Here is a 24,873-nt window from a genome sequence, read left to right as displayed (position 1 = left end):
CGAACTGCTGAAACAAACACTCTCAAGGAAAGGGAATTGCCATGAAAGTCTGGTTTATCACGGGTGCATCGCGTGGTTTCGGCGCGCTGATGACCAAGGATGCTCTTGCCAGCGGTGACGCTGTCGTTGCCACCGCCCGCAACCCTGGGAACATCACCGAACAGTTCGGCGATCATCCGAACCTGCTTGCCGTTGCCCTCGACGTCACCAATGAAGAACAGGCCAGGCAAGCTGCCGCTGCCGCCGTTGCCCGCTTCGGCCGCATCGATATCCTCGCCAACAATGCCGGTTACGGCTTGCTCGGCGCGGTCGAGGAAGCAACGGCCGAAGAGATCGAAAAGATCTACGCCACCAACGTCTTCGGCCTGCTGAAGGTCACCCGCGCCGTGCTGCCCTATATGCGCCGCCAGCGCTCCGGCCATATCCTGAACTTCTCCTCGATCGGCGGCTACTACGGCTTCCCCGGCTGGGGCGTCTATGGCTCCACGAAGTTTGCCGTCGAAGGCCTGTCGGAATCGTTGGCAACCGAAGTCGAACCCTTCGGCATCAAGGTCACGATCATCGAGCCCGGCTTCTTCCGCACGGACTTCCTGCACGACAACTCGCTGGCAATCAGCCCAGCCTCCATTCCTGATTATGTCGGCACGCCGGCCGGCAACATGCGCGACTTCGCAGCCGGCGCCAACCATTCCCAGCCGGGCAACCCAGCCAAGCTGACCGCCGGCATCATCGAAATGGTGAGCTCGGCCAACCCGCCGCTGCGCATGCCTTTCGGCAGCGATACGGTTGCCAAGATCGAGGAAGAACATGCCAGCGTGGAAAAGGAACTGGCCCAGTGGCGCAAACTCGCCGTCTCCACGGACTTCGGGCAGACCGGCTGAGAAGGCCTGACTTTCCCCACAGCAACAAGCGCGCCCTCCGGCGCGCTTCGTTCATTTCGGCGTGAAGATCGTCACATCGGCAAGATTTTCACTCGCGCTGGCGCCGCGATGACCTAAATCTACGGGCGTCATCACGAATGCGGAAAGGCAAGGTATGACTATCAAATCCATTTGCATCTACGGAGCTGGCGCACTCGGAGGCGCAATTGCCGTCAAGCTGGCAAGCCGGCTCGGCGATGACGTGACCGTCTCGGTCGTCGCGCGGGGTGCGCATCTCGCGGCGATCCGTGAAGGCGGTCTTTCACTTCATGAGGCCGATGCCGACAGGCCGATCAATGTGCGGATCACCGCAACGGACAATCCGGCGGCACTCCCGCCGCAAGACCTCATCATCACCGGCCTCAAGGGCCATCAGCTCGGCCCGGCAGCCGAGGGCATGGCAGCGCTGCTGAAGGACGGCACACGCGTGGTCATGGTGCTCAACGGTATTCCCTGGTGGTATTTCCATCGCGACACGCAAAGCGGCCATGCCGAGCTGCAGCTCGGTGAACTCGATCCCGGCGGCAAGCTGTGGAGCCTGATCGGTCCGGAACGGGTGATCGGCTGCGTGGCGCTGCAGGGCGCGGAAGTCGTCAATCCCGGTGAGATCCGCCTTTCCAATGTTGGTCGTTTCGTGCTTGGCGAACCGTCGGGCGAGATGTCGACCGATCTCGAAACCGTTGCCGGCCTCTTTGCCAGGGCGGGCCTCAATGTCTCGACCACGCCGCGCATTCGCGACGAGATCTGGAGTAAGCTGACGGGCAACGCGGCTTTCAATCCTCTCAGCGCCCTGACGCGCGCCTTGATGACCGACATCATGGCAAATCCCGCACTCTTCGACACGGTCGGCAAGATCATGAAGGAAGTACGCGCCGTCGGCAGTGCATTGGGTGCGAAGTTCAGCATCACCATCGAGGAGCGGCTGGAGCAGTCGCGCCATATCGGGGCGGTACGCACGTCGATGCTGCAGGATCTGCTGGCCGGCAAGGCGCTGGAAATCGTGCCGCTTGTCGGCATGGTCGTCGCGCTTGGGCGCACTGCCAATGTGCCGACGCCCGTGTCGGAAGTCGTGCTGGCGCTAGTGACGCAGCTCGACAGGGAAAACCAGCACGGCGGGTGACAGCCCCTCTTTATGCGATTCCTATATCTTCGATCTCTACTCCGAATGGATTTCCTATCGGAGACGGCAGTAGCCTTTGCCACAACAGCAAAGGTTACCGCCATGCGAGATGTCATGTCCCCCCGATACTTGCCGCTTCGCCCCTACCGCATTACGCGCGGCAAGCGGCAGATGCGTGAGAAGCGTACGGCCCAGGCGCTGATGATCTTCGGCATCGTGCTCGCCTGCGTCGAATTCTATGTAATCCTCGGCTCGCTCTGAGGCCCCATCATGAACAGCATAGGAAGACTGCGCCCGGGTGGCGCGATCACTGCGCTCGTCACGCCGTTCCGCAACGGCGAAGTCGACGGCGCAGCATTGGAAGCTCTTGTTGAATGGCAGGTGCTGAGCGGTGTCGATGGACTCGCTCTCTGCACGGCGGCGGGTGAAGGGCTGAGCCTCTCACCGCAGGAACGCCGCATGGTGCTCGACATCTGCATCCGGGCCGCGGCGGACCGTATTCCGGTGATCGCCGCGGCCGGAACCAATTGCACCGAGAGTACGATCGCGTTTATCCGGGATGCGGAAGAATGCGGTGCCCGCGCTGTGCTGATCACCGTACCCTATTATTCCAAGCCAGGGCAGAAGGGCATTCTCCATCATTTCCAGCAAATCGCTGCGGCAAGCAATCTGCCTGTTCTGATCGAGAACGCGCCCGCACGCACGGCGAGTGACCTGACGGTGGAAACGCTGGAGCGACTTGCCGAACTCGAAGCGATTGTCGCCATCATCGATGCGACCGGGGATATCGCCCGCTTCGCCAACGTGCCGGCGGCGCTGCGGCACCGCTTCCGTTTCCTGTCCGGCCATGACGGAACGGCGCTTTCTTTTCATCTGGCGGGTGGCGACGGCATCGTGTCGGCGGCTGCCAATATCCTCCCGCGTCTCGTCACATCGCTGCAGCAGGCGGCCCATGGGAGCTATATTTCCGCAGCGCTGGCGCTCAGCGACAGGCTGAATCCGCTCATGACTGCACTGGGTTCGGAGAGTGATCCAGCCCGGCTGAAATATGCGCTGGAGGTTCTGCGCGGCACGAAGCCCGATCTTCGCTTGCCACTCGTACCGGCAGAGGCCGAAAGCCGCTTCGCGATCGTAGCTGCGCTTTCTCCTTTTGTCGGCGGCAGCGCTCAGCGCATGGCGCTATCCCTATGAGATTTTAATATTTTCGCTTCCGGCGCCAAATGGAAACCCTATCCGCCAGCATCTATCTTGATGAGCGTGACACCGCCGCGACACTCAAACGGCGGTTGAGTTAGACTTCGAAAGGACAAACGATGTCACGCCTGACTGATATCAATGCCGAGACCGACCCGCTGCAACGTGGCGTAAGCGCCCATGCGGCCGATCCCTCCCATCCACTGTTTGCCGGCCTGGTTGCCGTCGCACCGCGGCTCGGCGCCGTTATGGCTTTCGCCGGGCTCGTGCAGATGAGCTTCCATCTTATTTCCCAGTGAGCGCCGGATCGAGGATCACGACAATGGCAAATGCACAGCAACGCCGGCAGATTTCGGCTCCCCTCACTCCTCGCCCGGCTCGCTTCACCGTCGGTCGCGACAAGGGCGGCCGCTGGATCGTCCAGGATCGGGAGGGGCTCGTCGGCGGTCTCTTCATCAATGAAGCCGCGGCCCTTCATTTCGCCGCGGAAGAGTGCAACCACAATCCCGATGAGATCTGCCGCGCCGCAACGGGCATAGTGCTCGATTTTGCACCTCTTGCGCGTAACACCGGCAATATCCACTAAATACTGTGCCGTTCCTGCCATTTTGAAACAGCAGGAGCGGCATCAGGCCCAGGATTTCCAACTTTTCCTTAACTGCCATCCTGATAGAGTCCCGCTTGCAGAGACTATATGTGCCGCGAGACCAATGCCGAAACCGAACTTCCGCTTCACCCATTACGATATCAAGGAACAGCGCGCCGGAACGATCGTCGAGGTGTCTCTGAGCGCCGTGAACAATGTGCGGCTGATGACGGCTCCGAACTTCCAGCGGTTCACCGAAGTGCTCGATTTCAAATATATCGGCGGTATCGCGCGCAAGTCGCCGGTCAGGCTCGCCATCCCCGAGAGCGGCCACTGGCATATCGTCGTCGACATGGAAGGCCATCACGGGCTGGCGGATTCTTCCGTCAAGCTGATCACCGCTCCGGCCGCACAGAAGCGCGCCTGACATTAGCGCTGCCTGATCTCAGCGCGGATTGCGCTCCTTGCGAAGTTTTGCCCACCAGTCCAGCCGTTTGCGGATCTCGCGTTCAAAACCGCGTTCCGGCGGATCGTAAAAAGTCTGGCGGCCCATCTTTTCGGGAAAATAATCCTGGCCTGAGAATGCATCCGGCTCATCGTGGTCGTAGCGGTAACCATCGCCATATCCCTCGCCCTTCATCAGCTTCGTCGGCGCGTTGAGGATATGCTTCGGCGGCAGGAGCGAGCCATTCTGCTTGGCGGCCATCGTCGCCGCCTTGAAGGCGGTATAGACGGCATTGGATTTCGGGGCGGTCGCGAGATAGACGCAAGCTTGCGCGAACGCCAGCTCGCCTTCCGGCGAACCGAGATAGTCATAGGCATCTTTGGCAGCGTTGCAGATTACCAGCGCCTGCGGATCGGCAAGGCCGATATCTTCCACCGCCATGCGCACCAGCCGCCGGCCGAGATAGAGCGGATCCTCGCCGGCATCGAACATACGTGCAAGGTAGTAGAGGGCGGCATCGGGATCGGAGCCGCGAACCGACTTGTGAAGCGCCGAGATCAGATTGTAATGGCCGTCCTGCGCCTTGTCGTAGACAGGCGCCCGGCGTTGGACGATGCGCGTCAGGCCTTCGGTATCGAAGGTCTCGCCCTCGCGAGCGGCGCGCCAGACTTCCTCAGCCAGCGTCAGCACCGCGCGGCCGTCGCCATCAGCCATGCGGATCAGGCTGGCGCGTGCGTCCTCGGTCAGCGGCAGTAGCCTGCCCTCGACCGTCTCGGCACGTTTCAGCAATTCCTCGAGGCTCTCTTCGTCATGCGACTTGAAGGTCAGCACCCGGGCGCGCGACAGAAGAGCGGCGTTGAGCTCGAAGGACGGGTTTTCCGTCGTCGCACCGACGAGGATGACTGTGCCATCCTCCATGACCGGCAGGAAACTGTCCTGCTGGGCGCGGTTGAAGCGATGGATCTCGTCCACGAAGAGCAGCGTCTGGCGGCCATCCATGCGGCGCATGCGGGCGGCCTCGAACACCTTCTTGAGATCGGCAACGCCGGAGAAGATCGCCGAGATCTGTTCGAATGCCAGACCCGCCTCGCCCGACAGCAGCCGCGCGACCGTCGTCTTACCGGTTCCGGGCGGCCCCCAGAAGATCATGGAGCCAAGAGAGCCGCTCTCGATCATCCGACGCAGAACGCCATCCTCACCGGTCAGATGTTCCTGACCGGTGACTTCGCCAAGCGTCTTCGGCCGCAGGCGATCGGCAAGCGGCCGCCGGCTGGCGACCTCTTCCGGAACACGCGGCGCGAAGAGATCGTCACTCATCGGAAGAACTGCCTGATACGCTGACCATCGCGTTCGATCTCGACCCGCCAGAGGCTGGGATCGGAATCGGCGATCTCCTGCAGGTCGCGGCTGGTTTTCACTTCGGCCCCATTGATGGAAACGATGATATCCTTCGGCTCGAAGCCGAGCCGGGAAGCAGGAGACCCGCCCTCGACATCGGAGATAACCACACCCGTCGAATCGAGCGGCATCCTCAGTTCATCTGCGACACGCGGCGAAAGGTTTTCCACGACCGCACCGGTAAAGGGCGTGCGTCCGCCGATCGTACGCTGATCGCGGGGCTGGGTTTCCGGCGCGCGGGCAAGGGCAAGCGTTATCTGCTGCTCGCGCCCGTTCTCCATGACCGTCAGGTTCACGGACTTGCCGAGGCCGGCAGTCGTCAATCGATAGAGAAGCGCATCCGGATGTTCCACGGAGACGCCATCGACGGCGGTGATGACCTCACCCGCCTTGAGGCCGGCCTTGGCTGCCGGGCTATCCGCCGTGACCTTGGCGATCAGCGCACCGCGCGCCTTGTCGAGGCCGAGTGCATCGGCGACCTCAGAGGTCACCGGATCGAAGCTCGCACCGATATAGGGCCGCTCGAAGGATTTGACGCCGGAATCGGCCGAGGCGAGGAAGACCTTGACGAGATTGGCGGGAATGGCAAAGCCGATACCGTTCGAGCCGCCGCCGCGCGAGAAGATCGCCGTGTTGATGCCGATCAGCTCGCCCTTCATGTTCATCAGCGCGCCGCCGGAATTGCCGGGATTGATCGAGGCATCCGTCTGGATGAAGAAGCCGAACTCGTTCTTGACCACCTGATTGCGGGCAAGCGCCGAAACGATGCCGTTGGTGACGGTCTGGCCGACGCCAAAGGGATTGCCAATCGCCAGCACGAGATCGCCCACTTCCACCGCATCGGAATTGCCGATCGGCAGCGCCGGGAAATCCGTCTTGCTGTCGATCTTCAACACCGCGAGATCGACGCGGTCGTCACGCAGGACCACCTTGCAGGGGAATTCGCGACCGTCTGACAGTGCCACCTTGATATCATCGGCGCCCTCGACGACGTGATTGTTGGTCACCACGGTGCCGTTCGCCTCGACGATGACACCGGAGCCAAGCGAAGACTGCTTTTCGGAACGGTTCGGCATCTGCTGGCCGAAGAACTGTTCGAAGAAGGGGTCGCCGGCAAAGGGCGACTGACGCTGGACGGTCTTTTCGGCATAGACATTCACGACAGCACCCGAGGTCTGCTTGACCAGCGGCGCGAAGGAAAGCTGCATCTGCATCTGGCTTTCCGGCACGGTCTTGGTCTGCGCTTCGGCGACCGCCGGCAGCAGGAGCGTGAATGCCAGAAGAGAAACGGAGGCGTGTTTAAACAGGCCTTGCATGGGAATCCTTTTGAAATGCTCTCAAGAAAAATGTTGTAGCGCCCGACGCTAGAAAGGAAAGAGGGCGGAAGCATGGAAGATCGAGGCATCACGGATTTGGGAATTTGAATCAGGAAAATCAAGCAGGTTACTGATATCTAAGCTCAAAAGCAGGACATAGTCACCGTGCAGGGACACCGTCTTGAAAGCTGGCGGACGGGTTTGATCCTTGCCATAAAACGGACCTGCATCATCTTTGCCGTGAGACCGAAACAGCGTGTCCTTGCAGCAGGAGAGACCATGAAGACCACCATCCTATTAGCCGCAGCCTGGGCCACGCTTCTCACGTTTGCACCACAAGGCGCGCAGGCAGCGAGCTTCAACTGCGATGCAAAGGAGCTGCAGCCGGATGAGAAGGTGATCTGTGAGAACCGGTCGCTCAACGACGCTGATGTGAAGATGGTGACGACCTTCGAGCTGCTGTCGGGACTGCTGGCCATGGGCGCACGCGGTACGCTGCAGGACGAGCAGACAGCGTGGCTGAAGAAGCGGCAGGCCTGTGGCGCGGATGCTGCCTGCATTGGTGCTGCCTATCAGGAACGGTTGAAGCAGCTCGGCGAAACCTACAAGAACATCAATCGGCCCCTCTAAGGGTTCAGTCTTGATCTCCCCGGCCGCCCTGGAAATCGGCAATCATCTCGTTGATGAGGCTTGCGGCCTGGCGCAGACGTTCCTCGCCATAGGTAGCGCCATGTTCGTCTGCCCAGACAGCCTGGCGGCCGGAGATGTCGGCAAGCGCCTTCCTCCCCGCCTCGGTCAGTTCCATCAGCTTGGCACGCTGGTGGACCGGGTTGGCCCGGTAGGTAATCAGCCCCTCTCCTTCAAGAAGATCGGCGATCCGCTGCACGCCCTGGCGGGCAAGGCCGAGCGCACGCGCCGTATCGGCAACCGACATCGGCGCGTGGTCGGCAGCAGCAAGCACCTGCCAGCGCGCGCTGGTCTGCCCGGCAGGTTTGGCAAGCGCGTCGCCTTCAGCCTGCAAATGGGCGGAAAGGCGGATCACGGCGATGGAGAGGGCGGCAAAGGCATCGCCATCAGGCGTACGTTTTCTCGTCATCTTGACAACATATTGTCATGTGTTAATGATGACAATATGTTGTCATATGATGCAGCAACTCGCAAGGAGGAGCATATGAAGAAGACCTATCACGGAAGCTGCCATTGCGGCCGAATCCGCTATGAGGCCGATATCGACCTTCAGGCCGGAACCGGAAAGTGCAATTGCTCGATCTGCTGGAAGCGCCGCTACTGGGGCGCCAATATCAAGCCCGAGGATTTCCGCCTTCTGTGCGAAGAGACCGGCATCAGCGATTACCAGTTCGGCACCTTCTCCGGCCATCACCGCTTCTGCGCCAATTGCGGGGTGCCGGCCTATGGTGACGGTTATGTCGAGGCGGTCGGCGGCGCCTATGTCTCGATCAATCTCGCCTGCCTCGACGATCTCGATCCCGCCGAACTTGCGGAAGCACCGGTGCAATATTTCGATGGCAGGAACAATAGCTGGTGGACCGTGCCGGCCGAAACGCGGCATCTCTGAAAATGAAAGAGCCCCTGATCTGTAGTCAGGGGCTCCAAGCATTTTTCAATAAAACAGTTTAACGAGCGTTCAGGTCGCGAACGGCGCCACGGTCGGCACTGGTTGCGAAGGCCGCATAGGCCTTAAGCGCGGTCGAGACGTTGCGCTTGCGCGGCTCGGCCGGATGCCAGCCCTTCTGATCCTGCTCGGCACGGCGGGTGGCAAGTTCCGCATCGCTGACACGCAGGCTGATGGTGCGGTTCGGGATATCGATGTCGATCATGTCGCCCTGGCGCACGAGACCGATGACGCCACCGTTAGCAGCTTCCGGTGAAGCGTGGCCGATAGAGAGACCGGAGGTGCCGCCGGAGAAGCGGCCGTCGGTGATCAGCGCGCAGGCTTTGCCGAGACCCTTCGATTTCAGGTAGCTCGTCGGATAGAGCATTTCCTGCATGCCGGGGCCGCCCTTCGGACCTTCGTAGCGGATGACGACGACGTCACCGGCCACGACCTCGTTGCCGAGAATGCCCTTGACGGCCGCATCCTGGCTTTCGAAGACCTTGGCCGGGCCGGAGAACTTCAGGATCGATTCATCGACGCCGGCCGTCTTCACGATGCAGCCGTCGACCGCCAGATTGCCCTTGAGAACTGCGAGGCCACCATCCTTGGAGAAAGGATGCTCGACCGAGCGAATGACGCCGCCGACGCGGTCGGTATCGAGTTCATCCCAGCGAGCTTCCTGGCTGAAGGCAACCTGTGTCGGGATGCCGCCGGGAGCGGCACGGTAGAACTTGCGGACGGTCTCGCTGTTGGTGCGGGTGATATCCCAACGATCGATGGCGTCACCCAGTGTTTCGGCATGAACCGTAGGGCAGTCGCGATTGAGCAGGCCGCCCTTATCGAGCTCGCCCAGGATCGACATGATGCCGCCGGCGCGGTGAACGTCTTCCATGTGAACGTCGGACTTGGCCGGCGCAACCTTGGAAAGGCAGGGAACGCGGCGCGACAGCGCGTCGATGTCGGCCATGGTGAAGTCCACCTCGCCTTCATGCGCAGCCGCCAGAATGTGCAGAACGGTGTTGGTAGAGCCGCCCATGGCGATATCAAGCGCCATGGCATTCTCGAAAGCCTGCTTCGAGGCAATCACGCGCGGCAGGGTCTTCTCATCCTCCTGCTCGTAATAACGGCGAGCGAGATCGACGATCAGGTGGCCGGCCTCAACGAAGAGCCGCTTGCGGTCGGCGTGCGTTGCAAGCGTCGAACCGTTGCCGGGCAGCGACAGGCCCAGCGCTTCCGTCAGGCAGTTCATGGAGTTTGCGGTAAACATGCCGGAGCATGAACCGCAGGTCGGACAGGCCGAACGCTCGATGATCTTGACGTCTTCATCGGAGATCTTGTCGTCGGCAGCAGCGACCATGGCATCGACGAGGTCGAGCGCATGGGTCTTGCCATGCAGGACGACCTTGCCGGCCTCCATCGGGCCGCCGGATACGAAGACCGTGGGTATGTTGAGGCGCAGCGAGGCCATCAGCATGCCGGGGGTGATCTTGTCGCAATTGGAGATGCAGACCATGGCGTCGGCGCAGTGGGCGTTGACCATGTATTCGACGCTGTCGGCGATCAGTTCGCGCGAGGGCAGCGAATAGAGCATGCCGTCATGACCCATGGCGATACCGTCATCAACGGCGATCGTGTTGAATTCCTTGGCAACGCCGCCGGCCGCTTCGATTTCGCGGGCGACGAGCTGGCCAAGATCCTTGAGATGAACGTGACCGGGGACGAACTGTGTGAAGGAGTTCACCACGGCGATGATCGGCTTGCCGAAATCCGAGTCCTTCATGCCCGTGGCGCGCCAAAGGCCGCGCGCGCCCGCCATGTTGCGGCCGTGGGTCGTGGTTCTGGAACGATAAGCTGGCATCGGTGTCTTCCTCAATATCCAGGAATTGTCTGGCGATGCGGGGCGGCAAAGGATTTGCGAAGGCCGGGCAGTCGCTGCTTTTTGGAATTGTCCTAATCCAATCGGCCCAAGCTGTCACTACCGGGAATGCCCAAAGCGGTACGGGCCGCACCATCAGGCATATACGGATACTAGGGCACTTTTGTTACGGTCTATTCCATCACGGGCGAACACAAAAAATTGGCTTTTCGTCTCTAAGATTCAAGGCATACACACTGACCCAAAGCGCGCTATCTGCGTCTAAAGATTCACACGGGCCGCCCCGCCCAGGAGGAATTCGATATGCCAGCCTATCGTCCGCCCAAAATCCGCTCCTCGGAAATCACGCCGCGCGGGATTTACCTGAAGCGCCGGGAATTTCTCGGCGCTGCGACGTTTGGCGCGATCGCCCTCTACGGCGCCGGCAAGGCGAGTGCGGCGGCGCTTACGACCGTCAAGAGCAAGTACACGGTCGATGAGAAGCTGACGCCGATCAAGGACGTGACCACCTACAATAACTTCTACGAATTCGGTCTCGACAAGGGTGATCCCGCAGCACTTTCCGGCAAGTTCAAGCCGCTGCCCTGGACGATCAAGGTCGACGGCATGGTCAACAAGCCCGGCACCTTCGATATCGAGGCGCTGATGAAGGAATTCCCGATCGAGGAGCGCGTCTATCGCATGCGCTGCGTGGAAGCCTGGTCGATGGTCATTCCGTGGAACGGCTTTCCGCTTGCTTCACTTCTCGACAAGGTGGAGCCGCAGGGCAGCGCCAAATATGTCGCCTTCGAGACCGTTGTGCGCCCCGAAGAGATGCCCGGCCAAGCCGGCCTCTTCCAGTCGCTGAACTGGCCCTATGTCGAGGGCCTGCGCATGGACGAGGCACGCCATCCGCTGACGCTGCTCGCCGTCGGGCTCTATGGCGAAACGCTGCCGAACCAGAATGGCGCGCCGGTGCGCCTCGTCGTGCCATGGAAGTATGGTTTCAAGGGCATCAAGTCGATCGTGCGCATCACGCTCACCGATCAGCAGCCGAAGAATACCTGGCAGGTGACAAACCCGCAGGAGTACGGCTTCTATGCCAATGTCAACCCTGCAGTCGACCATCCGCGCTGGAGCCAGGCGACCGAGCGGCGCATCGGCGAAAGCGGTTTCTTCGGCGCCAACCGCCACCCCACCCTGCCCTTCAACGGCTATGCCGACCAAGTTGCCAGCCTTTATGACGGCATGGATCTGAGGGTCAATTTCTGATGACGGCGTTTTCGCTCGCCATTCCGAAGCGCTGGCAGCCGGCGTCCGTCTGGCTGCTCTATGTCGTCGGGCTCGTGCCCGCCGCCTGGTATTTCTATCTCGGCGCGACGGATCAACTCGGTGCCGACCCGGTGAAGACATTCGAGCTCTTTCTCGGCATCTGGACGATCCGTTTCCTGATCCTGACGCTTGCCGTCACCCCTGCCCGAGATCTCCTCGGCTGGAACTATCTGCGTTATCGCCGCGCTCTCGGCCTTCTGACCTTCTACTACGCACTGATGCATTTCACCGTCTACATGGTGCTCGATCAGGCGCTGGATATCGCGGCCGTCATCAACGATGTGGTGAAGCGCCCCTTCATCATGTTCGGCATGGGCGCACTGGCGATGCTGGTGCCGCTCGCCGTCACATCCAATAATTTCTCGATCCGCCGGCTCGGCAAGAACTGGATCTGGCTGCATCGCCTCATCTACATCATCGGTGCCTGTGCCGCGCTGCACTTTGCACTGTCCACGAAGATCCTCGACCTCGAACAGTATATTTATGTCGGCCTGATCATCGCGCTGATCCTCTATCGCTCCTACAAGCCGATCGGGCGGAGCCGGAAGAAGGGGCAAGGACGAGCACGTGGCGGCCGCGCCGTGGCTTCATCGGCTTCGTAACGCCGCGTTAGGGCCTCGAAGGCGATGAATGCCTACGCGCCGGATCAAGCGCATAAGCGGCCGCTATTCCGAAAGCGTATGCGACAATATTCCAGAGCGAGAATACCCGCCCTAGCAGCAAGGCGCCTGCGGTCGTCAATCTGAAGGCATCGAGCCAGGGGGTGTGGTAGAGTCGGAAGAGCTCGACGCATATGGCGACAACGAGTGCGATGGTGGCAATTCCTGTAGGCCGAATTCTTGTACTAAGGCCTCCAATAGCAAATGCCAGCAGGAAATACACCATCGATCCCCAAAGCAGCGAACCACCATATTTGACGACGACGAAGGGCAGATCGACGGAGTAGCCGAAGCGCCTGAGCAGCAGGCCCGAAATGATGATCAGGAATAGGGCTGCGAGGCGCTGCAACTGCCTGCCTTGAATCGTTCCGCTCAATTGCAATCGACCACCATGATCTCAACTGATTTGAACGCCTAATTGCGATGCAGCAAATTATCAAGCTGGCGCTGTCCTGGCCTAGCCGAGCCTGATAGCTTCCTACTGCTTCGAAACGAGTCTCGGGATCACTCGCAAGAACATGCCGAAAGTTGCCGCACTTCAAGGATTGCTCCCTCTACTGGACAGGCATCTGATCGACCGACCGGCCGATCTTCCGCGCAATGGCATCGAACGCTTCGTCGTCGAATTCTTCTATTTCGGAGTCAAGGAAGCGCGGCATGCCTCTTCGCGGGTCTGTTTTTTCTGTCGGTTTTTCTGGTGCCGCGTGCAGGCCTCGTCGGTATCCCGCGCTACGATCTGCTGCTGATTATCGCTCTTGCGATCCAGGCCTGGATGGTCTGGGCAAAACTCGAGACCATCGATGAGTTGAAGGCGATTTCCGTCTTCCATGTGGTCGGTTTTGCATTGGAGGTCTTCAAGACGTCCGGCAGCATCCAATCCTGGAGCTATCCGGATTTCGCCTATACGAAGCTCTTCGGCGTCCCGCTGTTTTCCGGCTTCATGTACGCGGCCGTCGGCAGCTATGTCATCCAGGCCTGGCGCCTGTTTGATCTGCGTGTAAGACACCATCCATCCTACTGGATGGCCGGGCTCACGGCATTGGCGATCTACGCCAACTTCTTCACCCACCACTATATCGGCGATTATCGCTGGTATATCGCCGCCTGCACGCTCGGCCTTTATGCGCGCACCACAGTCATCTTCAGGCCCTATGATCAAGACCGCAAGATGCCCCTGCTTCTCGCCTTCGCCCTGATCGGCTTCTTCATCTGGCTTGCGGAGAATATCAGCACCTTCTTCGGCGTGTGGCGCTATCCAAACCAGATCGGCGCGTGGTCGACCGTGCATATCGGCAAGTGGAGTTCGTGGTGCCTGCTGGTGATCATGACCTTTACGATCGTTGCGAACCTCAAGCATATCAAACACAAGATCCACGTGCCTGAATGAATTTCCGAAAACGGGCAGAAAACCAGGACATGTGTGGAGCGAACGCCGGACCGGCTTTTATTTCGCCACCCCTATGAGCTCATAAGGAGCGCCAAGCTTGATTGACCATATCACCGTCGCTGTAAGCGACCTCACAAAGAGCAGGCTCTTTTACGAAAGAGCCTTCGCACCCTTGGGATACACATTGTCCTTCGGGAAGGAGAACGTGTTCTGGGCCTTCGATATCGGCAATGGTTGCCTGTTCGAAATCCAGCAGGCCGATAGCGCCTCGCCTCTGACATGCATCCACGTCGCTTTTCGAGCCAAGAACAGGGCTGACGTCGATGCGTTCTATCAAAGCGCTCTAGCAGCCGGCGCGCGGGATAATGGCGCACCTGGCCCACGCCCGGACTACGCGCCCGATTATTATGCCTGCTTTATTCTCGATCCCGATGGCTACAATATCGAAGCCATGATCAATCAGCCGCTTGACAAAGCTTGAACAGAAGCGGGCTCAAACGAAAAAAGCCGGGCAAGGCCCGGCTTTCCTGTTTCCGTAACCGGAAAACCTTAGGCAGCGACAGACTGCTCTTCAGCAGCGACGCGAGCCTTGTCGGCTGCGCCCTTTGCATAGGTGTCGCGGTCAACGAATTCGATGACAGCGAGAGCAGCATTGTCGCCCTGGCGGAAGCCGGCCTTCATGATACGCAGGTAGCCGCCGTTGCGGGTTGCGTAACGCGAGGCGATCGTGTCGAACAGCTTGTTGACGACGACAGCATCCTTGATCTGCGAAATCGCCTGACGACGAGCGTGCAGGTCGCCGCGCTTGCCGAGGGTGACGAGCTTCTCGACGATCGGACGGATTTCCTTGGCCTTCGGCAGGGTCGTGACGATCTGCTCGTGGGTGATGAGCGAAGCCGCCATGTTGGCGAACATCGCCTTGCGGTGGCTTGCAGTTCTATTCAGCTTGCGGCCGGCTTTACCATGGCGCATTGCTATTCTCCTTTAATGCAGGTGCCCTTACGCTAACCGGGCCTGCCGTTTCCTGGCACATGCAGGCGATAGGCCTGCTGTTTGACGGGGAAAGGCAGCCGTAAAAAGCCTGCCTTTTTGTTTCTTAATACTGGTCTTCGTAACGCTTGGCGAGATCTTCGATGTTCTCGGGCGGCCATGCAGGCACTTCCATGCCGAGGTGCAGGCCCATGGAAGCGAGAACTTCCTTGATTTCGTTGAGCGACTTGCGACCAAAGTTCGGGGTGCGGAGCATTTCTGCTTCGGTCTTCTGAATGAGGTCGCCGATGTAGACGATATTGTCGTTCTTCAGGCAGTTTGCCGAACGAACGGACAGTTCGAGCTCGTCCACCTTCTTGAGGAGCGCCGGGTTGAAGGCCAGTTCGGTGACTGCCTCTTCTTCGGTTTCCTTCTGCGGTTCGTCGAAGTTGACGAAGACGCCAAGCTGGTCCTGCAGGATGCGAGCCGCGAAAGCGACGGCATCTTCACCGGAGATAGAGCCATCGGTTTCGATGGACATGGTCAGCTTGTCGTAGTCGAGAACCTGTCCTTCGCGGGTGTTTTCAACCTTGTAGGACACTTTCTTGACCGGCGAATAGAGGCTGTCCACCGGGATGAGGCCGATCGGAGCATCTTCCGCACGATTGCGCTCAGCCGGAACGTAGCCCTTGCCGTTGTTGACGGTGAACTCCATGCGGATCTCGGCACCCTCGTCGAGCGTGCAGATGACATGCTCGGGGTTGAGGATTTCGATATCGCCGACCGTCTGGATGTCGCCAGCCGTTACAACACCCGGACCCTGCTTGCGCACGACCATGCGTTTGGCATCATCGCCATCCATCTTGATGGCGATTTCCTTGATGTTGAGCACGATGTCCGTAACGTCCTCGCGAACGCCCGGGATCGAAGAGAATTCATGCAGCACGCCGTCGATCTGCACGGCCGTAACAGCGGCACCGCGCAGAGAGGAGAGCAGAACGCGACGCAGCGCGTTGCCGAGGGTGAGGCCGAAACCGCGCTCAAGCGGCTCTGCAACGAGAGTCGCCTTGGTGCGCGAGCTCGAAGAGAACTCCACCTTGTTCGGCTTGATCAATTCCTGCCAGTTCTTCTGAATCATAATTTTGCCTTCCGTTCGTTGCCACCATCCAATCGTGGCAACCGAGCTTGAAAACCACCGGGAGCGCCGAGGCGCTCACCAGTGACGATAGCGATGATCAGACGCGGCGCTTCTTGCGCGGACGGCAGCCATTGTGCGGGATCGGGGTCACGTCGCGGATGGACGTGATCATGAAACCGGCAGCCTGGAGCGCGCGCAGAGCCGATTCACGGCCGGAACCCGGGCCGCAGACTTCGACTTCCAGCGACTTCATGCCATGTTCCTGAGCCTTCTTGGCGCAGTCTTCGGCAGCGATCTGGGCAGCGAACGGGGTCGACTTGCGCGAGCCCTTGAAGCCCTTGGCGCCAGCAGACGACCAAGCAATCGCATTGCCCTGTGCGTCGGTGATGGTGATCATCGTGTTGTTGAAGGTCGAGTTGACGTGAGCGACACCCGACGAGATATTCTTGCGCTCGCGACGGCGAACGCGGACGGCTTCCTTAGCCATGGTATTCCTTTCGTTGATCTCTTCACCGCCGTAATCCCAGCGGCTACACCGGAACGGCGCCTATACGACCCCGCTCCAAACTCAAAAGAGGCCGGCGCAGACCGCCAGCCTCCCCACTCCGGTTTCCCGGAAATTACTTCTTCTTACCAGCGATCGCCTTTGCCGGGCCCTTGCGGGTGCGGGCATTGGTGTGCGTGCGCTGACCGCGAACCGGAAGGCCACGGCGATGACGCAGGCCGCGGTAGCAGCCGAGGTCCATCAGACGCTTGATGTTCATCGCGGTTTCGCGACGAAGATCACCTTCGACCTGATAGTCACGGTCGATGGTTTCGCGGATCTGAAGGACTTCAGCATCCGTCAGCTGATGAACGCGGCGATCAGCCGGAATACCGACCTTCTCGACGATTTCCTGCGCGAATTTCGATCCAATCCCGTGAATGTAGGTCAGCGCGATGACGACGCGCTTTGCAGTCGGGATGTTGACGCCAGCGATACGTGCCACGCCTATTCTCCTTGCATTCCAGTTGCCATCCGGCAATAGGGCTTCGTTATGCAGCCAGAGGCCGCTCGATTAAATTCGGGTTCGTAACATCACAAAACGATCGAACCCGGACTTCCTTCGGAAATCCGCGCCGATCGCAGGGAATGTCGCGAGTTGGCGCGGTTTAGCGGAATCAGTGCAAAAAAGCAACCGCTCCCGCGAAGTTTATTTTCAAAGCTTTAAAGCTCGGAAAGGATGCGTTCGATCTCGGTGGTAACCTGATCGATTTCGGCCATGCCATCCACGGACTTCAGTTTGCCCTTGGCATAATAGTAGCCGATCAGCGGCGAGGTTTCCTTGTAGTAGACCTCGAGACGCTTGGTCATAGTCTCGGCATTATCGTCTGGACGACGCTTGAAATGGGTCGAACCGCACTTGTCGCAGACGCCTTCCTTGACCGGGATCTTGTCCGAGTCGTGATAGACGGTGCCGCACTGGGCGCAGGAGTAACGGCCTGCTACGCGGCGGACCAGCTCCTTGTCGTCGACACGGAATTCGATGACAACCGAGAGATCGAGACCCTTGGCCTTCAGCATCGCCTCCGTGGCATCTGCTTGCACGAGCGTGCGCGGGAAACCGTCGAGGATGAAACCGTTGGCGCAATCGGGCTGATCGATTCGTTCGGAGACGATAGCATTGACAATCTCGTCAGAGACCAGATTTCCGGCGTCCATGACAGCCTTGGCGCGCTTACCGACTTCCGTACCGGCCTGAACGGCGGCGCGCAGCATGTCACCCGTGGAAAGCTGCGGAATGCCATGCTTTTCCACGATCCGCTGGGCCTGGGTCCCCTTACCCGCGCCCGGCGGCCCCAAAAGTATAAGTCTCATCGCCCCCTCTTTCCTCCACGCAGCTTCGATTTCTTGATCAGGCCTTCGTACTGCTGTGCGATCAGATGGCCCTGGATCTGTGCCACCGTATCAAGAGTTACGCTAACCACGATCAAAAGCGAAGTCCCACCAAGGGCTAATGGAATGCCGGTTTGCGACACCAGAATCTCAGGCAGGATGCAGACGAAGACGAGATAGATAGCGCCGATCACCGTGATACGGGTCAGCACATAGTCGATATATTCGGCGGTGCGGTCGCCCGGACGAATGCCGGGGATGAAGCCGCCATGCTTCTTCAGGTTATCGGCCGTGTCCTTCGGATTGAAGACGATGGCCGTGTAGAAAAAGGCAAAGAAGGCGATGAGGGCCGCATAGAGCACCATATAAAGTGGTTGGCCGTGGCCAAGCGCGGCAACGATGGAGGTCGCCCAGGCGGGCATCGCCGTCGTGCTGGCAAAGCCCGCAAGCGTCGCCGGCAGAAGCAGCAGCGACGATGCAAAGATCGCCGGGATGACGCCCGAAGTGTTCAGCTTCAGCGGCAGGTGCGAGGTATCGCCCTGGAACATCCGGTTGCCGACCTGGCGCTTCGGATACTGGATGAGCAGACGGCGCTGCGCACGTTCAACGAAGACGATGATGGCAATGACGGCGATTGCAACGACGATGACGGCCAGGATGAGCGTCGTCGACAGCGCGCCAGTACGGCCGAGTTCCAGAGTACCGGCAAGAGCGGTCGGAAGACCGGCGGCAATGCCTGCGAAGATAATCAGCGAAATGCCGTTACCGATGCCGCGCGAGGTGATCTGCTCGCCGAGCCACATCAGGAACATGGTACCGCCGAGCAGCGTCAGAACGGTCGAAATTTTGAAGAACCAGCCCGGATCGACGACAAGGCCGTTGCCGCTTTCGAGACCGACGGCAATACCGTAAGCCTGGAGCGCGCCGAGGATGACCGTGCCGTAGCGGGTGTACTGGTTGATGATCTTGCGGCCCTGCTCACCTTCCTTCTTCAGGTTTTCGAGCGCCGGCACGACCGAGGTCATGAGCTGCACGATGATCGAAGCGGAGATGTAGGGCATGATGCCGAGGGCGAAGATCGCCATGCGCTGTACGGCGCCGCCCGAGAACATGTTGAAGAGGCCGAGAATGCCGCCAGCCTGGCCCTGGAAAGCCTGGGCGTATGCCTGTGGATTGAGGCCCGGAAGCGGAATATGCGTACCCAGCCGGTAGACGAGGAGAGCTGCCAGTGTGAACCACAGGCGCTTCTTAAGATCCTCGGCTTTGGCGAAGGTCGAAAAATTGAGGTTTGAAGCCAGTTGTTCCGCTGCAGAAGCCATGCGTTTCTCCGCGCTACCAATTCCGGGCGCTCTCGAGTCGGCCGGCACCGGAATCAGTATGAATTTCTTTTAAAAACCGGGCTTCGGACGGATCGCTGGCGCAACCCTATGCCTCACCCTCGTTTTCAGTCTTACCGTCTCGACGCGGATGCGTCCAAGCAGGTTTTTGTGAGGCTCACATATGGGAGCAAAATCGCCCGGTGTGAAGCACCCCGGGCGATATATCATCAGTTTATTATTCTGCCGCTGCGGCAGAAAGAAGCGTTGCCGTGCCGCCAGCCTTTTCGATCTTCTCGACGGCAGGCTTGGAAGCGCCTGCAACTTCGAGGGTGATCTTGGCCTTGAGCTCGCCGTCGGCGAGAACGCGAACGCCGTCCTTGGCGCGACGGATGACGCCGGCAGCCTTCAGAGCAGCCGCATCAATGGTCGCCTTCGCGTCGAGCTTGCCGGCGTCGATGGCAGCCTGGATGCGTGCCAGCGATACGACGACATAGTCGGCTGCGAAGATGTTGTTGAAGCCGCGCTTCGGCAGGCGACGGTAGATGGGCATCTGACCGCCTTCGAAGCCGTTGATGGCGACGCCCGAACGGGACTTCTGACCCTTTACACCGCGACCACCGGTCTTGCCGGAGCCCGAGCCGATACCACGGCCAAGACGCTTGCGGCTATGGGTAGAGCCTTCGTTATCTTTAATTTCATTGAGTTTCATGAGCGTTACTCCGGACTCACTTCTCGTCGACGACGCGAACGAGATGCTGGACTGCACGGATCATGCCACGAACGGCCGGAGTGTCCTCCAGAGTGCGGCGACGGTGCATCTTGTTCAGTCCGAGACCGATCAGCGTGCGCTGCTGGACGTCCGGACGGCGAATCGGGCTGCCGATCTGTTCGATCGTAACAGTCTTCGCTTCAGCCTTCTTGGTAGCCTTGGCCATTGGTCAGCTCCTCTTATTCTTCAGAGGCGTTGCCAGAAGCGGCACGGCGAGCCTGGAGCGTAGCATACTTGATGCCGCGCTGAGCTGCGATGTCCTTCGGGTGAACCTGGTGCTTCAGAGCGTCGAAGGTAGCGCGAACCATGTTGTAGGGGTTCGACGAACCGGTCGACTTGGCGACGACGTCGTGAACGCCGAGCGTTTCGAAAACGGCGCGCATCGGACCGCCGGCGATGATACCGGTACCGACCTTGGCCGAGCGCAGCAGAACCTTGCCGGCGCCATGACGGCCATGAACGTCGTGATGCAGCGTACGGCCGTCACGCAGCGGTACGAAGATCAGTTCGCGCTTGGCTGCTTCGGTTGCCTTGCGGATGGCTTCCGGCACTTCGCGTGCCTTGCCATGGCCGAAGCCTACGCGGCCCTTCTGGTCGCCGACGACGACGAGTGCTGCGAAACCAAAACGACGGCCGCCCTTGACGACCTTGGCGACGCGGTTGATCGCGACAAGCTTGTCGACGAATTCGCTATCGCGCTCTTCGCGGCTCTGGCGGTCTTCCCGCTGCGGCCTTCTTTCCTGTGCCATTGTCCTCTTCCTTTTTCTTTTCCGGGTGCAATCGGCAAACAAAATGAGGACCGCATCGGCTTCCTCTGGGGAACGATTTGCGGTCCGGTGAAATCCGGCCGAAGACTATGAAAGCTTCGGCCGGAAACTATTAGAAGGTCAGACCGCCTTCGCGGGCTGCATCTGCCAGGGCCTTGATGCGGCCGTGATAGATGAAGGCGCCACGGTCGAATACGACCTCGGTGACGCCTGCCTTCGAAGCGCGCTCTGCAACAAGCTTGCCAACGAGGGCAGCTGCTGCGGTGTCAGCACCGGTCTTCAGAGAACCGCGCAGATCCTTGTCGAGCGTCGATGCAGCGGCAAGGGTCTTGCCGGCAACATCGTCGATAACCTGAGCGTAAATGTTCTTCGACGAGCGATGAACCGACAGGCGCGGACGGCCATTGGCCACCGACTTGAGATGACGGCGCACGCGGTTGGCACGACGTGCAAGTGCTTCTTTCCTGCTAGCCATTTCGCGTGATCCTTACTTCTTCTTGCCTTCTTTGCGGACAATCCGCTCTTCGGCATACTTGACGCCCTTGCCCTTGTAGGGCTCCGGACCGCGGTATTCGCGGATCTCGGCGGCGACCTGACCGACCTGCTGCTTGTTGATGCCGGTGACGACGATTTCCGTCGGCTTCGGTACAGCGATCGTGATGCCCTGCGGCGGTTCGTAGACCACGTCGTGGCTGAAACCAAGCGCCAGCTGCAGGTTCTTGCCCTGCAGGGAGGCACGGTAACCAACGCCGTTGATTTCGAGCTTGCGCTCGAAGCCGTCCTTAACGCCCTTGAAGATGTTTTCGATCATCGTGCGGGACATGCCCCACTTCGAACGAGCTTCCTTCGTCTGGGACAGCGGCGTTACGACGACCGCATTGTTTTCGAGCTTGAGGCTGATTTCGTCGTTTGCGACGAAAAACAGCTCGCCCTTCGGGCCCTTAGCAGTAACCTTCTGGCCATCGACCGTAGCCGTGATCCCAGCAGGTACCTGAACGGGCTTCTTACCGATACGAGACATGTTTCAATCCTGTCTGTTCGCTATGGAGACCCTGCGCTGTCTTAGAAGACAGAGCAGAGAACCTCGCCACCAACGTTCTGTTCGCGAGCCTGGTGATCGGCCATCACGCCCTTCGGGGTCGAAAGGATGGTGATGCCGAGGCCGTTCGCGACCTGCGGAATGGACTTGACCGAGACATAAACCCGGCGGCCCGGCTTGGACACACGGCCGATCTCACGGATCACCGATGCGCCTTCATAGTACTTCAGTTCGATGTTCAGTTCGGACTTGCCGTTGCCGAAATCGACGACGGAGTAGCCACGGATGTAGCCTTCGGACTGGAGGACATCGAGAACACGTGCACGGAGCTTGGAAGCAGGCGTCGAAACCGACGACTTGCGACGCGAAGCGCCGTTGCGGATACGGGTGAGCATATCGCCCAACGGATCAGTCATTGTCATCTAACCTGCTCCTTACCAGCTCGACTTGACGATGCCCGGCACCTTGCCGAGATTGCCCAGTTCGCGCAGCGCGATACGCGACATACGCAGTTTACGGTAATAAGCGCGCGGACGACCGGACACTTCGCAACGGTTGCGAATGCGGGTCTTCGATCCGTCACGCGGCAGGGATGCCAGCTTGATCGAGGCCTTGAACCGCTCTTCGATCGGAAGAGCCTGGTTCATGATGATCGCCTTCAGGGCAGCACGCTTGCCGGCCTGGTTTGCGACCGTATTACGGCGGCGCTTGTTCTTTTCAACTGCGCTTGTCTTCGCCATGTCAGGTTCCTTTTCTACGCTCGTCGTTACGGTTACTGACGGAACGGGAAGCTGAACTCCGTGAGGAGCGCCCGAGCTTCGTCGTCGGTCGTTGCCGTCGTGCAAACGATGATGTCCATGCCCCACATCTGATCAACCTTGTCGTAGTTGATTTCTGGGAACACAATGTGCTCCTTGATGCCCATGGCGAAGTTGCCACGGCCGTCAAAGCTCTTCGGGTTCAGGCCGCGGAAGTCGCGAACGCGCGGAAGCGCGATGTTGACCAGGCGATCCAGGAACTCGTACATGCGGGCGCCGCGCAGGGTGACCTTTGCGCCGATCGGCATGTTTTCGCGGACCTTGAAGCCAGCGATAGAGTTACGTGCGCGGGTGATGACCGGCTTCTGGCCAGCGATGGCAGCCAGGTCGGCAGCAGCAACGGTCGGCTTCTTAGAATCAGCCGTGGCTTCGCCCACACCCATGTTGATAACGATCTTGTCGAGCTTCGGGATCATCATCTCGTTGGCGTAGGAGAACTTCTCCTGCATCGCCTTACGGATCCGCTCGACATATTCCTTCTTGAGCCGCGGCTCGTACTTTGCCTCAGCCATCGATCACTTCTCCCGAACGCTTAGCCACGCGGACCTTCTTGCCATCAACAACCTTGAAGCCGACGCGGGTCGGCTTGCCGTCCTTGTCGACGATGGCGACGTTGGACAGATGGACCGAAGCTTCCTTGGAAATGATCCCAGCTTCCTGGGTCTGCGTCTGACGCTGGTGGCGCTTTACGACGTTAACGCCGCGAACCACGGCGCGATCTTCCTTCGGCAGGACCTGGATGACTTCGCCAGTGCGGCCCTTGTCCTTGCCTGCGAGCATGACGACCTTGTCGCCCTTACGAATCTTCTGCATCGTTCCCGCTCCTTACAGTACTTCGGGAGCCAGCGAGATGATCTTCATGTGGTTCTTCGCACGCAATTCGCGCGGAACCGGTCCGAAGATACGGGTGCCGATCGGCTCTTTTTTGTTGTCGATGAGGACTGCTGCGTTGGTGTCGAAGCGGATGACAGAGCCATCCGGACGACGGATGTCCTTGGCGGTGCGAACGACCACCGCCTTCATCACGTCACCCTTCTTCACACGGCCGCGCGGAATAGCTTCCTTGATCGAAACGACGATGACGTCGCCGATCGAGGCATACTTGCGCTTCGAGCCGCCCAGCACCTTGATGCACATGACACGACGTGCGCCGGAATTATCCGCGACGTCGAGGTTTGTTTGCATCTGAATCATATCAGGTCGCCTTCTTGTTCTTACCGGAATGGTTGGGCAAAGCCCCCTCTTCCGGCTTATGAAAAATGTCTGCCGGCCGCTCGTCACAAGGACAGCGAAAACACGGCAATAGCTTGAATAGCGCGGGATAGATCATTGCCAGGGTGGTTTCCCAGATGGGACCTTCCGTGCGCTTAAAGCAAAAGAACGCCCGGCATTCGAGCGTTCCGACGCTGCTTCATATAGAAATTTCCGCGAGACGCAAGGCCTCGCGCAAAATTCTTACTTAGCCTGGGCAGCAATAACCGTCCAGCGCTTGTCCTTGGAGATCGGTGCGCACTCCTCGATGGAGACGATATCGCCGATCTTGTACTGATTGTTTTCGTCGTGGGCCTTGTACTTCTTGGAACGACGAACGGTCTTCTGGAGCAGCGGGTGAGCGAAACGGCGCTCAACGCGAACTACGACAGTCTTCTCGTTCTTGTCGCCAACGACGACGCCCTGCAGAATGCGCTTCGGCATGTTTTTCTTCCTTTACGCCTTTGCTTCCGCCGCCTTCTGGCGAGCAATGGTTTTCACGCGGGCGATGTCCTTGCGAACTTCATCGATGCGCGAGGACTTTTCGAGCTGGCCGGTCGCCTTCTGGAAGCGCAGGTTGAACTGCTCCTTCTTCAGGTCGGCAAGCTTGTCCTTGAGCTGGTCGGCCGTGAGGCCGCGTACTTCTTCGGCTTTCATCGTGCCTTCTCCTTACTCTGCGATGCGCTGTACAAAGCGCGTCTTGACCGAGAGCTTGGCCGAGCCGAGGCGAAGCGCTTCACGCGCGATTTCCTCGGAGACACCGTCGATCTCGAACATCATACGACCAGGCTTGACCTTGCATGCCCAGTATTCCACGGAACCCTTACCCTTACCCATACGGACTTCGGTAGGCTTTGCGGTTACCGGAACGTCCGGGAACACGCGAATCCAAACACGGCCGGCGCGCTTCATGTAACGCGTGATCGCGCGGCGGGCCGCTTCGATCTCACGAGCGTTAACGCGGTTCGGCTCCTGAGCCTTCAGGCCGAATTCGCCGAAGGCAAGGTCGGAACCGCCCTTGGCAACGCCCTTGATGCGGCCCTTGAACTGCTTGCGGTACTTAGTACGCTTTGGCTGCAACATTTTCTTACTTCTCCGAG

At 59.6% G+C, this 24,873-nt stretch carries 36 protein-coding genes and 1 pseudogene; 13 read left to right on the top strand and 24 right to left on the bottom strand.

What is annotated here, in order from left to right; genetic code table 11:
- Positions 1 to 41 precede the first annotated feature (41 nt).
- From J2X71_RS16400 to J2X71_RS16370, 7 genes are all read left to right on the top strand, one after another.
- Positions 42 to 881 (top strand): SDR family NAD(P)-dependent oxidoreductase, encoded by an 840-nt coding sequence (locus tag J2X71_RS16400; RefSeq protein WP_310383012.1) that lies wholly within the window; start codon positions 42 to 44, stop codon positions 879 to 881.
- 154 nt (positions 882 to 1,035) lie between these two features.
- Complete coding sequence (locus J2X71_RS16395; RefSeq protein WP_310383011.1) at positions 1,036 to 2,040, top strand: 2-dehydropantoate 2-reductase; 1,005 nt, start codon at positions 1,036 to 1,038, stop codon at positions 2,038 to 2,040.
- A gap of 114 nt (positions 2,041 to 2,154) precedes the next feature.
- On the top strand, positions 2,155 to 2,301 hold the full coding sequence (locus tag J2X71_RS16390; RefSeq protein ID WP_310383010.1) for a hypothetical protein: 147 nt from the start codon (positions 2,155 to 2,157) through the stop codon (positions 2,299 to 2,301).
- Between the two features lie 9 nt (positions 2,302 to 2,310).
- Positions 2,311 to 3,231 carry a 4-hydroxy-tetrahydrodipicolinate synthase gene (gene dapA, locus J2X71_RS16385; RefSeq protein WP_310383009.1) on the top strand — a complete coding sequence of 307 codons (921 nt, stop codon included), beginning with the start codon at positions 2,311 to 2,313 and terminating at the stop codon, positions 3,229 to 3,231.
- 122 nt (positions 3,232 to 3,353) lie between these two features.
- Positions 3,354 to 3,533, top strand: coding sequence for a hypothetical protein (locus J2X71_RS16380; RefSeq protein ID WP_310383008.1), 180 nt, complete (start codon positions 3,354 to 3,356; stop codon positions 3,531 to 3,533).
- A 23-nt stretch (positions 3,534 to 3,556) separates the two neighbouring features.
- Entirely contained in the window at positions 3,557 to 3,820 is a 264-nt protein-coding gene (locus J2X71_RS16375; RefSeq protein ID WP_037106596.1) for a hypothetical protein, read from the top strand.
- 124 nt (positions 3,821 to 3,944) lie between these two features.
- On the top strand, positions 3,945 to 4,247 hold the full coding sequence (locus J2X71_RS16370; RefSeq protein ID WP_113324635.1) for a DUF1883 domain-containing protein: 303 nt from the start codon (positions 3,945 to 3,947) through the stop codon (positions 4,245 to 4,247).
- A gap of 18 nt (positions 4,248 to 4,265) precedes the next feature.
- Here J2X71_RS16370 and J2X71_RS16365 read toward each other — a convergent pair whose 3' ends face one another.
- Positions 4,266 to 5,582, bottom strand: coding sequence for a replication-associated recombination protein A (locus J2X71_RS16365; RefSeq protein ID WP_310383007.1), 1,317 nt, complete (start codon positions 5,580 to 5,582; stop codon positions 4,266 to 4,268).
- Entirely contained in the window at positions 5,579 to 6,979 is a 1,401-nt protein-coding gene (locus J2X71_RS16360; RefSeq protein ID WP_310383006.1) for a DegQ family serine endoprotease, read from the bottom strand. The genes J2X71_RS16365 and J2X71_RS16360 overlap by 4 nt, the downstream gene beginning before the upstream one ends.
- 279 nt (positions 6,980 to 7,258) lie before the next feature.
- On the opposite strand from J2X71_RS16360, the gene J2X71_RS16355 reads away from it, so the two are divergent.
- On the top strand, positions 7,259 to 7,609 hold the full coding sequence (locus tag J2X71_RS16355) for a lysozyme inhibitor LprI family protein (RefSeq protein ID WP_310383005.1): 351 nt from the start codon (positions 7,259 to 7,261) through the stop codon (positions 7,607 to 7,609).
- Positions 7,610 to 7,613: 4 nt separating this feature from the next.
- Here J2X71_RS16355 and J2X71_RS16350 read toward each other — a convergent pair whose 3' ends face one another.
- Positions 7,614 to 8,075, bottom strand: a complete 462-nt coding sequence (locus J2X71_RS16350; RefSeq protein WP_310383004.1) for a MarR family winged helix-turn-helix transcriptional regulator — start codon at positions 8,073 to 8,075, stop codon at positions 7,614 to 7,616.
- Positions 8,076 to 8,150: 75 nt separating this feature from the next.
- On the opposite strand from J2X71_RS16350, the gene J2X71_RS16345 reads away from it, so the two are divergent.
- Positions 8,151 to 8,555, top strand: coding sequence for a GFA family protein (locus J2X71_RS16345; RefSeq protein ID WP_007812912.1), 405 nt, complete (start codon positions 8,151 to 8,153; stop codon positions 8,553 to 8,555).
- 58 nt (positions 8,556 to 8,613) lie between these two features.
- Here J2X71_RS16345 and ilvD read toward each other — a convergent pair whose 3' ends face one another.
- Positions 8,614 to 10,452: a dihydroxy-acid dehydratase gene (gene ilvD / locus J2X71_RS16340; RefSeq protein ID WP_310383003.1), complete on the bottom strand. Its 1,839-nt coding sequence runs from the start codon at positions 10,450 to 10,452 to the stop codon at positions 8,614 to 8,616.
- Positions 10,453 to 10,773: 321 nt separating this feature from the next.
- Between ilvD and msrP the strand changes: the two genes are divergently transcribed.
- Positions 10,774 to 11,721 carry a protein-methionine-sulfoxide reductase catalytic subunit MsrP gene (msrP, locus tag J2X71_RS16335; RefSeq protein WP_310383002.1) on the top strand — a complete coding sequence of 316 codons (948 nt, stop codon included), beginning with the start codon at positions 10,774 to 10,776 and terminating at the stop codon, positions 11,719 to 11,721.
- Positions 11,721 to 12,383, top strand: a complete 663-nt coding sequence (msrQ, locus tag J2X71_RS16330; RefSeq protein WP_310383001.1) for a protein-methionine-sulfoxide reductase heme-binding subunit MsrQ — start codon at positions 11,721 to 11,723, stop codon at positions 12,381 to 12,383. Before msrP ends, msrQ begins: the two co-directional genes overlap by 1 nt.
- Positions 12,384 to 12,390: 7 nt before the next feature.
- Here msrQ and J2X71_RS16325 read toward each other — a convergent pair whose 3' ends face one another.
- Positions 12,391 to 12,816 carry a DUF2809 domain-containing protein gene (locus J2X71_RS16325; protein ID WP_310383000.1) on the bottom strand — a complete coding sequence of 142 codons (426 nt, stop codon included), beginning with the start codon at positions 12,814 to 12,816 and terminating at the stop codon, positions 12,391 to 12,393.
- 142 nt (positions 12,817 to 12,958) lie between these two features.
- On the opposite strand from J2X71_RS16325, the pseudogene J2X71_RS16320 reads away from it, so the two are divergent.
- Positions 12,959 to 13,827, top strand: a pseudogene (locus tag J2X71_RS16320) (DUF817 domain-containing protein).
- Positions 13,828 to 13,924: 97 nt separating this feature from the next.
- The gene (locus J2X71_RS16315; protein ID WP_310382999.1) at positions 13,925 to 14,308 is read left to right on the top strand and encodes a VOC family protein; all 384 of its coding nucleotides are present in this window, start codon (positions 13,925 to 13,927) and stop codon (positions 14,306 to 14,308) included.
- A gap of 68 nt (positions 14,309 to 14,376) precedes the next feature.
- Here the strand turns inward: J2X71_RS16315 and rplQ are convergent, their stop codons facing one another.
- The 19 genes from rplQ to rplP form a co-directional block, all read right to left on the bottom strand.
- Complete coding sequence (rplQ, locus tag J2X71_RS16310; RefSeq protein ID WP_007812897.1) at positions 14,377 to 14,799, bottom strand: 50S ribosomal protein L17; 423 nt, start codon at positions 14,797 to 14,799, stop codon at positions 14,377 to 14,379.
- 124 nt (positions 14,800 to 14,923) lie between these two features.
- The gene (locus J2X71_RS16305; protein WP_007812895.1) at positions 14,924 to 15,934 is read right to left on the bottom strand and encodes a DNA-directed RNA polymerase subunit alpha; all 1,011 of its coding nucleotides are present in this window, start codon (positions 15,932 to 15,934) and stop codon (positions 14,924 to 14,926) included.
- Positions 15,935 to 16,031: 97 nt separating this feature from the next.
- The gene (rpsK, locus tag J2X71_RS16300) at positions 16,032 to 16,421 is read right to left on the bottom strand and encodes a 30S ribosomal protein S11 (RefSeq protein ID WP_003547577.1); all 390 of its coding nucleotides are present in this window, start codon (positions 16,419 to 16,421) and stop codon (positions 16,032 to 16,034) included.
- Between the two features lie 133 nt (positions 16,422 to 16,554).
- The gene (rpsM, locus tag J2X71_RS16295; protein ID WP_310382998.1) at positions 16,555 to 16,923 is read right to left on the bottom strand and encodes a 30S ribosomal protein S13; all 369 of its coding nucleotides are present in this window, start codon (positions 16,921 to 16,923) and stop codon (positions 16,555 to 16,557) included.
- 218 nt (positions 16,924 to 17,141) lie between these two features.
- On the bottom strand, positions 17,142 to 17,792 hold the full coding sequence (locus J2X71_RS16290) for an adenylate kinase (protein ID WP_310382997.1): 651 nt from the start codon (positions 17,790 to 17,792) through the stop codon (positions 17,142 to 17,144).
- Complete coding sequence (gene secY, locus J2X71_RS16285; protein WP_310382996.1) at positions 17,789 to 19,129, bottom strand: preprotein translocase subunit SecY; 1,341 nt, start codon at positions 19,127 to 19,129, stop codon at positions 17,789 to 17,791. The genes J2X71_RS16290 and secY overlap by 4 nt, the downstream gene beginning before the upstream one ends.
- Positions 19,130 to 19,364: 235 nt before the next feature.
- Positions 19,365 to 19,838, bottom strand: a complete 474-nt coding sequence (gene rplO, locus J2X71_RS16280) for a 50S ribosomal protein L15 (protein ID WP_113324621.1) — start codon at positions 19,836 to 19,838, stop codon at positions 19,365 to 19,367.
- Positions 19,839 to 19,854: 16 nt separating this feature from the next.
- Positions 19,855 to 20,064: a 50S ribosomal protein L30 gene (gene rpmD / locus J2X71_RS16275; protein ID WP_007812887.1), complete on the bottom strand. Its 210-nt coding sequence runs from the start codon at positions 20,062 to 20,064 to the stop codon at positions 19,855 to 19,857.
- A gap of 13 nt (positions 20,065 to 20,077) precedes the next feature.
- Positions 20,078 to 20,647 (bottom strand): 30S ribosomal protein S5, encoded by a 570-nt coding sequence (rpsE, locus tag J2X71_RS16270; protein WP_007812885.1) that lies wholly within the window; start codon positions 20,645 to 20,647, stop codon positions 20,078 to 20,080.
- Positions 20,648 to 20,777: 130 nt separating this feature from the next.
- A complete protein-coding gene (rplR, locus tag J2X71_RS16265; RefSeq protein WP_003573785.1) occupies positions 20,778 to 21,140 on the bottom strand; it encodes a 50S ribosomal protein L18 in 363 nt (120 codons plus the stop codon).
- A 12-nt stretch (positions 21,141 to 21,152) separates the two neighbouring features.
- Complete coding sequence (gene rplF, locus J2X71_RS16260; protein WP_007812882.1) at positions 21,153 to 21,686, bottom strand: 50S ribosomal protein L6; 534 nt, start codon at positions 21,684 to 21,686, stop codon at positions 21,153 to 21,155.
- 41 nt (positions 21,687 to 21,727) lie between these two features.
- A complete protein-coding gene (rpsH, locus tag J2X71_RS16255; RefSeq protein WP_004674934.1) occupies positions 21,728 to 22,126 on the bottom strand; it encodes a 30S ribosomal protein S8 in 399 nt (132 codons plus the stop codon).
- Positions 22,127 to 22,138: 12 nt separating this feature from the next.
- The gene (rpsN, locus tag J2X71_RS16250) at positions 22,139 to 22,444 is read right to left on the bottom strand and encodes a 30S ribosomal protein S14 (protein WP_007812880.1); all 306 of its coding nucleotides are present in this window, start codon (positions 22,442 to 22,444) and stop codon (positions 22,139 to 22,141) included.
- Between the two features lie 32 nt (positions 22,445 to 22,476).
- Positions 22,477 to 23,034, bottom strand: coding sequence for a 50S ribosomal protein L5 (gene rplE / locus J2X71_RS16245; RefSeq protein WP_007812878.1), 558 nt, complete (start codon positions 23,032 to 23,034; stop codon positions 22,477 to 22,479).
- Entirely contained in the window at positions 23,027 to 23,335 is a 309-nt protein-coding gene (gene rplX / locus J2X71_RS16240) for a 50S ribosomal protein L24 (protein ID WP_037106636.1), read from the bottom strand. The genes rplE and rplX overlap by 8 nt, the downstream gene beginning before the upstream one ends.
- 12 nt (positions 23,336 to 23,347) lie before the next feature.
- Positions 23,348 to 23,716: a 50S ribosomal protein L14 gene (rplN, locus tag J2X71_RS16235; protein WP_003573790.1), complete on the bottom strand. Its 369-nt coding sequence runs from the start codon at positions 23,714 to 23,716 to the stop codon at positions 23,348 to 23,350.
- A gap of 261 nt (positions 23,717 to 23,977) precedes the next feature.
- Entirely contained in the window at positions 23,978 to 24,217 is a 240-nt protein-coding gene (gene rpsQ / locus J2X71_RS16230; RefSeq protein ID WP_007812872.1) for a 30S ribosomal protein S17, read from the bottom strand.
- Positions 24,218 to 24,229: 12 nt separating this feature from the next.
- Positions 24,230 to 24,430: a 50S ribosomal protein L29 gene (rpmC, locus tag J2X71_RS16225; protein ID WP_007812871.1), complete on the bottom strand. Its 201-nt coding sequence runs from the start codon at positions 24,428 to 24,430 to the stop codon at positions 24,230 to 24,232.
- Between the two features lie 12 nt (positions 24,431 to 24,442).
- A complete protein-coding gene (gene rplP / locus J2X71_RS16220; protein WP_003573792.1) occupies positions 24,443 to 24,856 on the bottom strand; it encodes a 50S ribosomal protein L16 in 414 nt (137 codons plus the stop codon).
- Between the last annotated feature and the right edge of the window lie 17 nt (positions 24,857 to 24,873).

The sequence above is a fragment of the Rhizobium sp. 1399 genome (genome assembly GCF_031455475.1).
In the GTDB taxonomy this organism is placed as follows: domain Bacteria; phylum Pseudomonadota; class Alphaproteobacteria; order Rhizobiales; family Rhizobiaceae; genus Rhizobium.
This window is presented reverse-complemented; position numbering and strand designations above follow the sequence as displayed.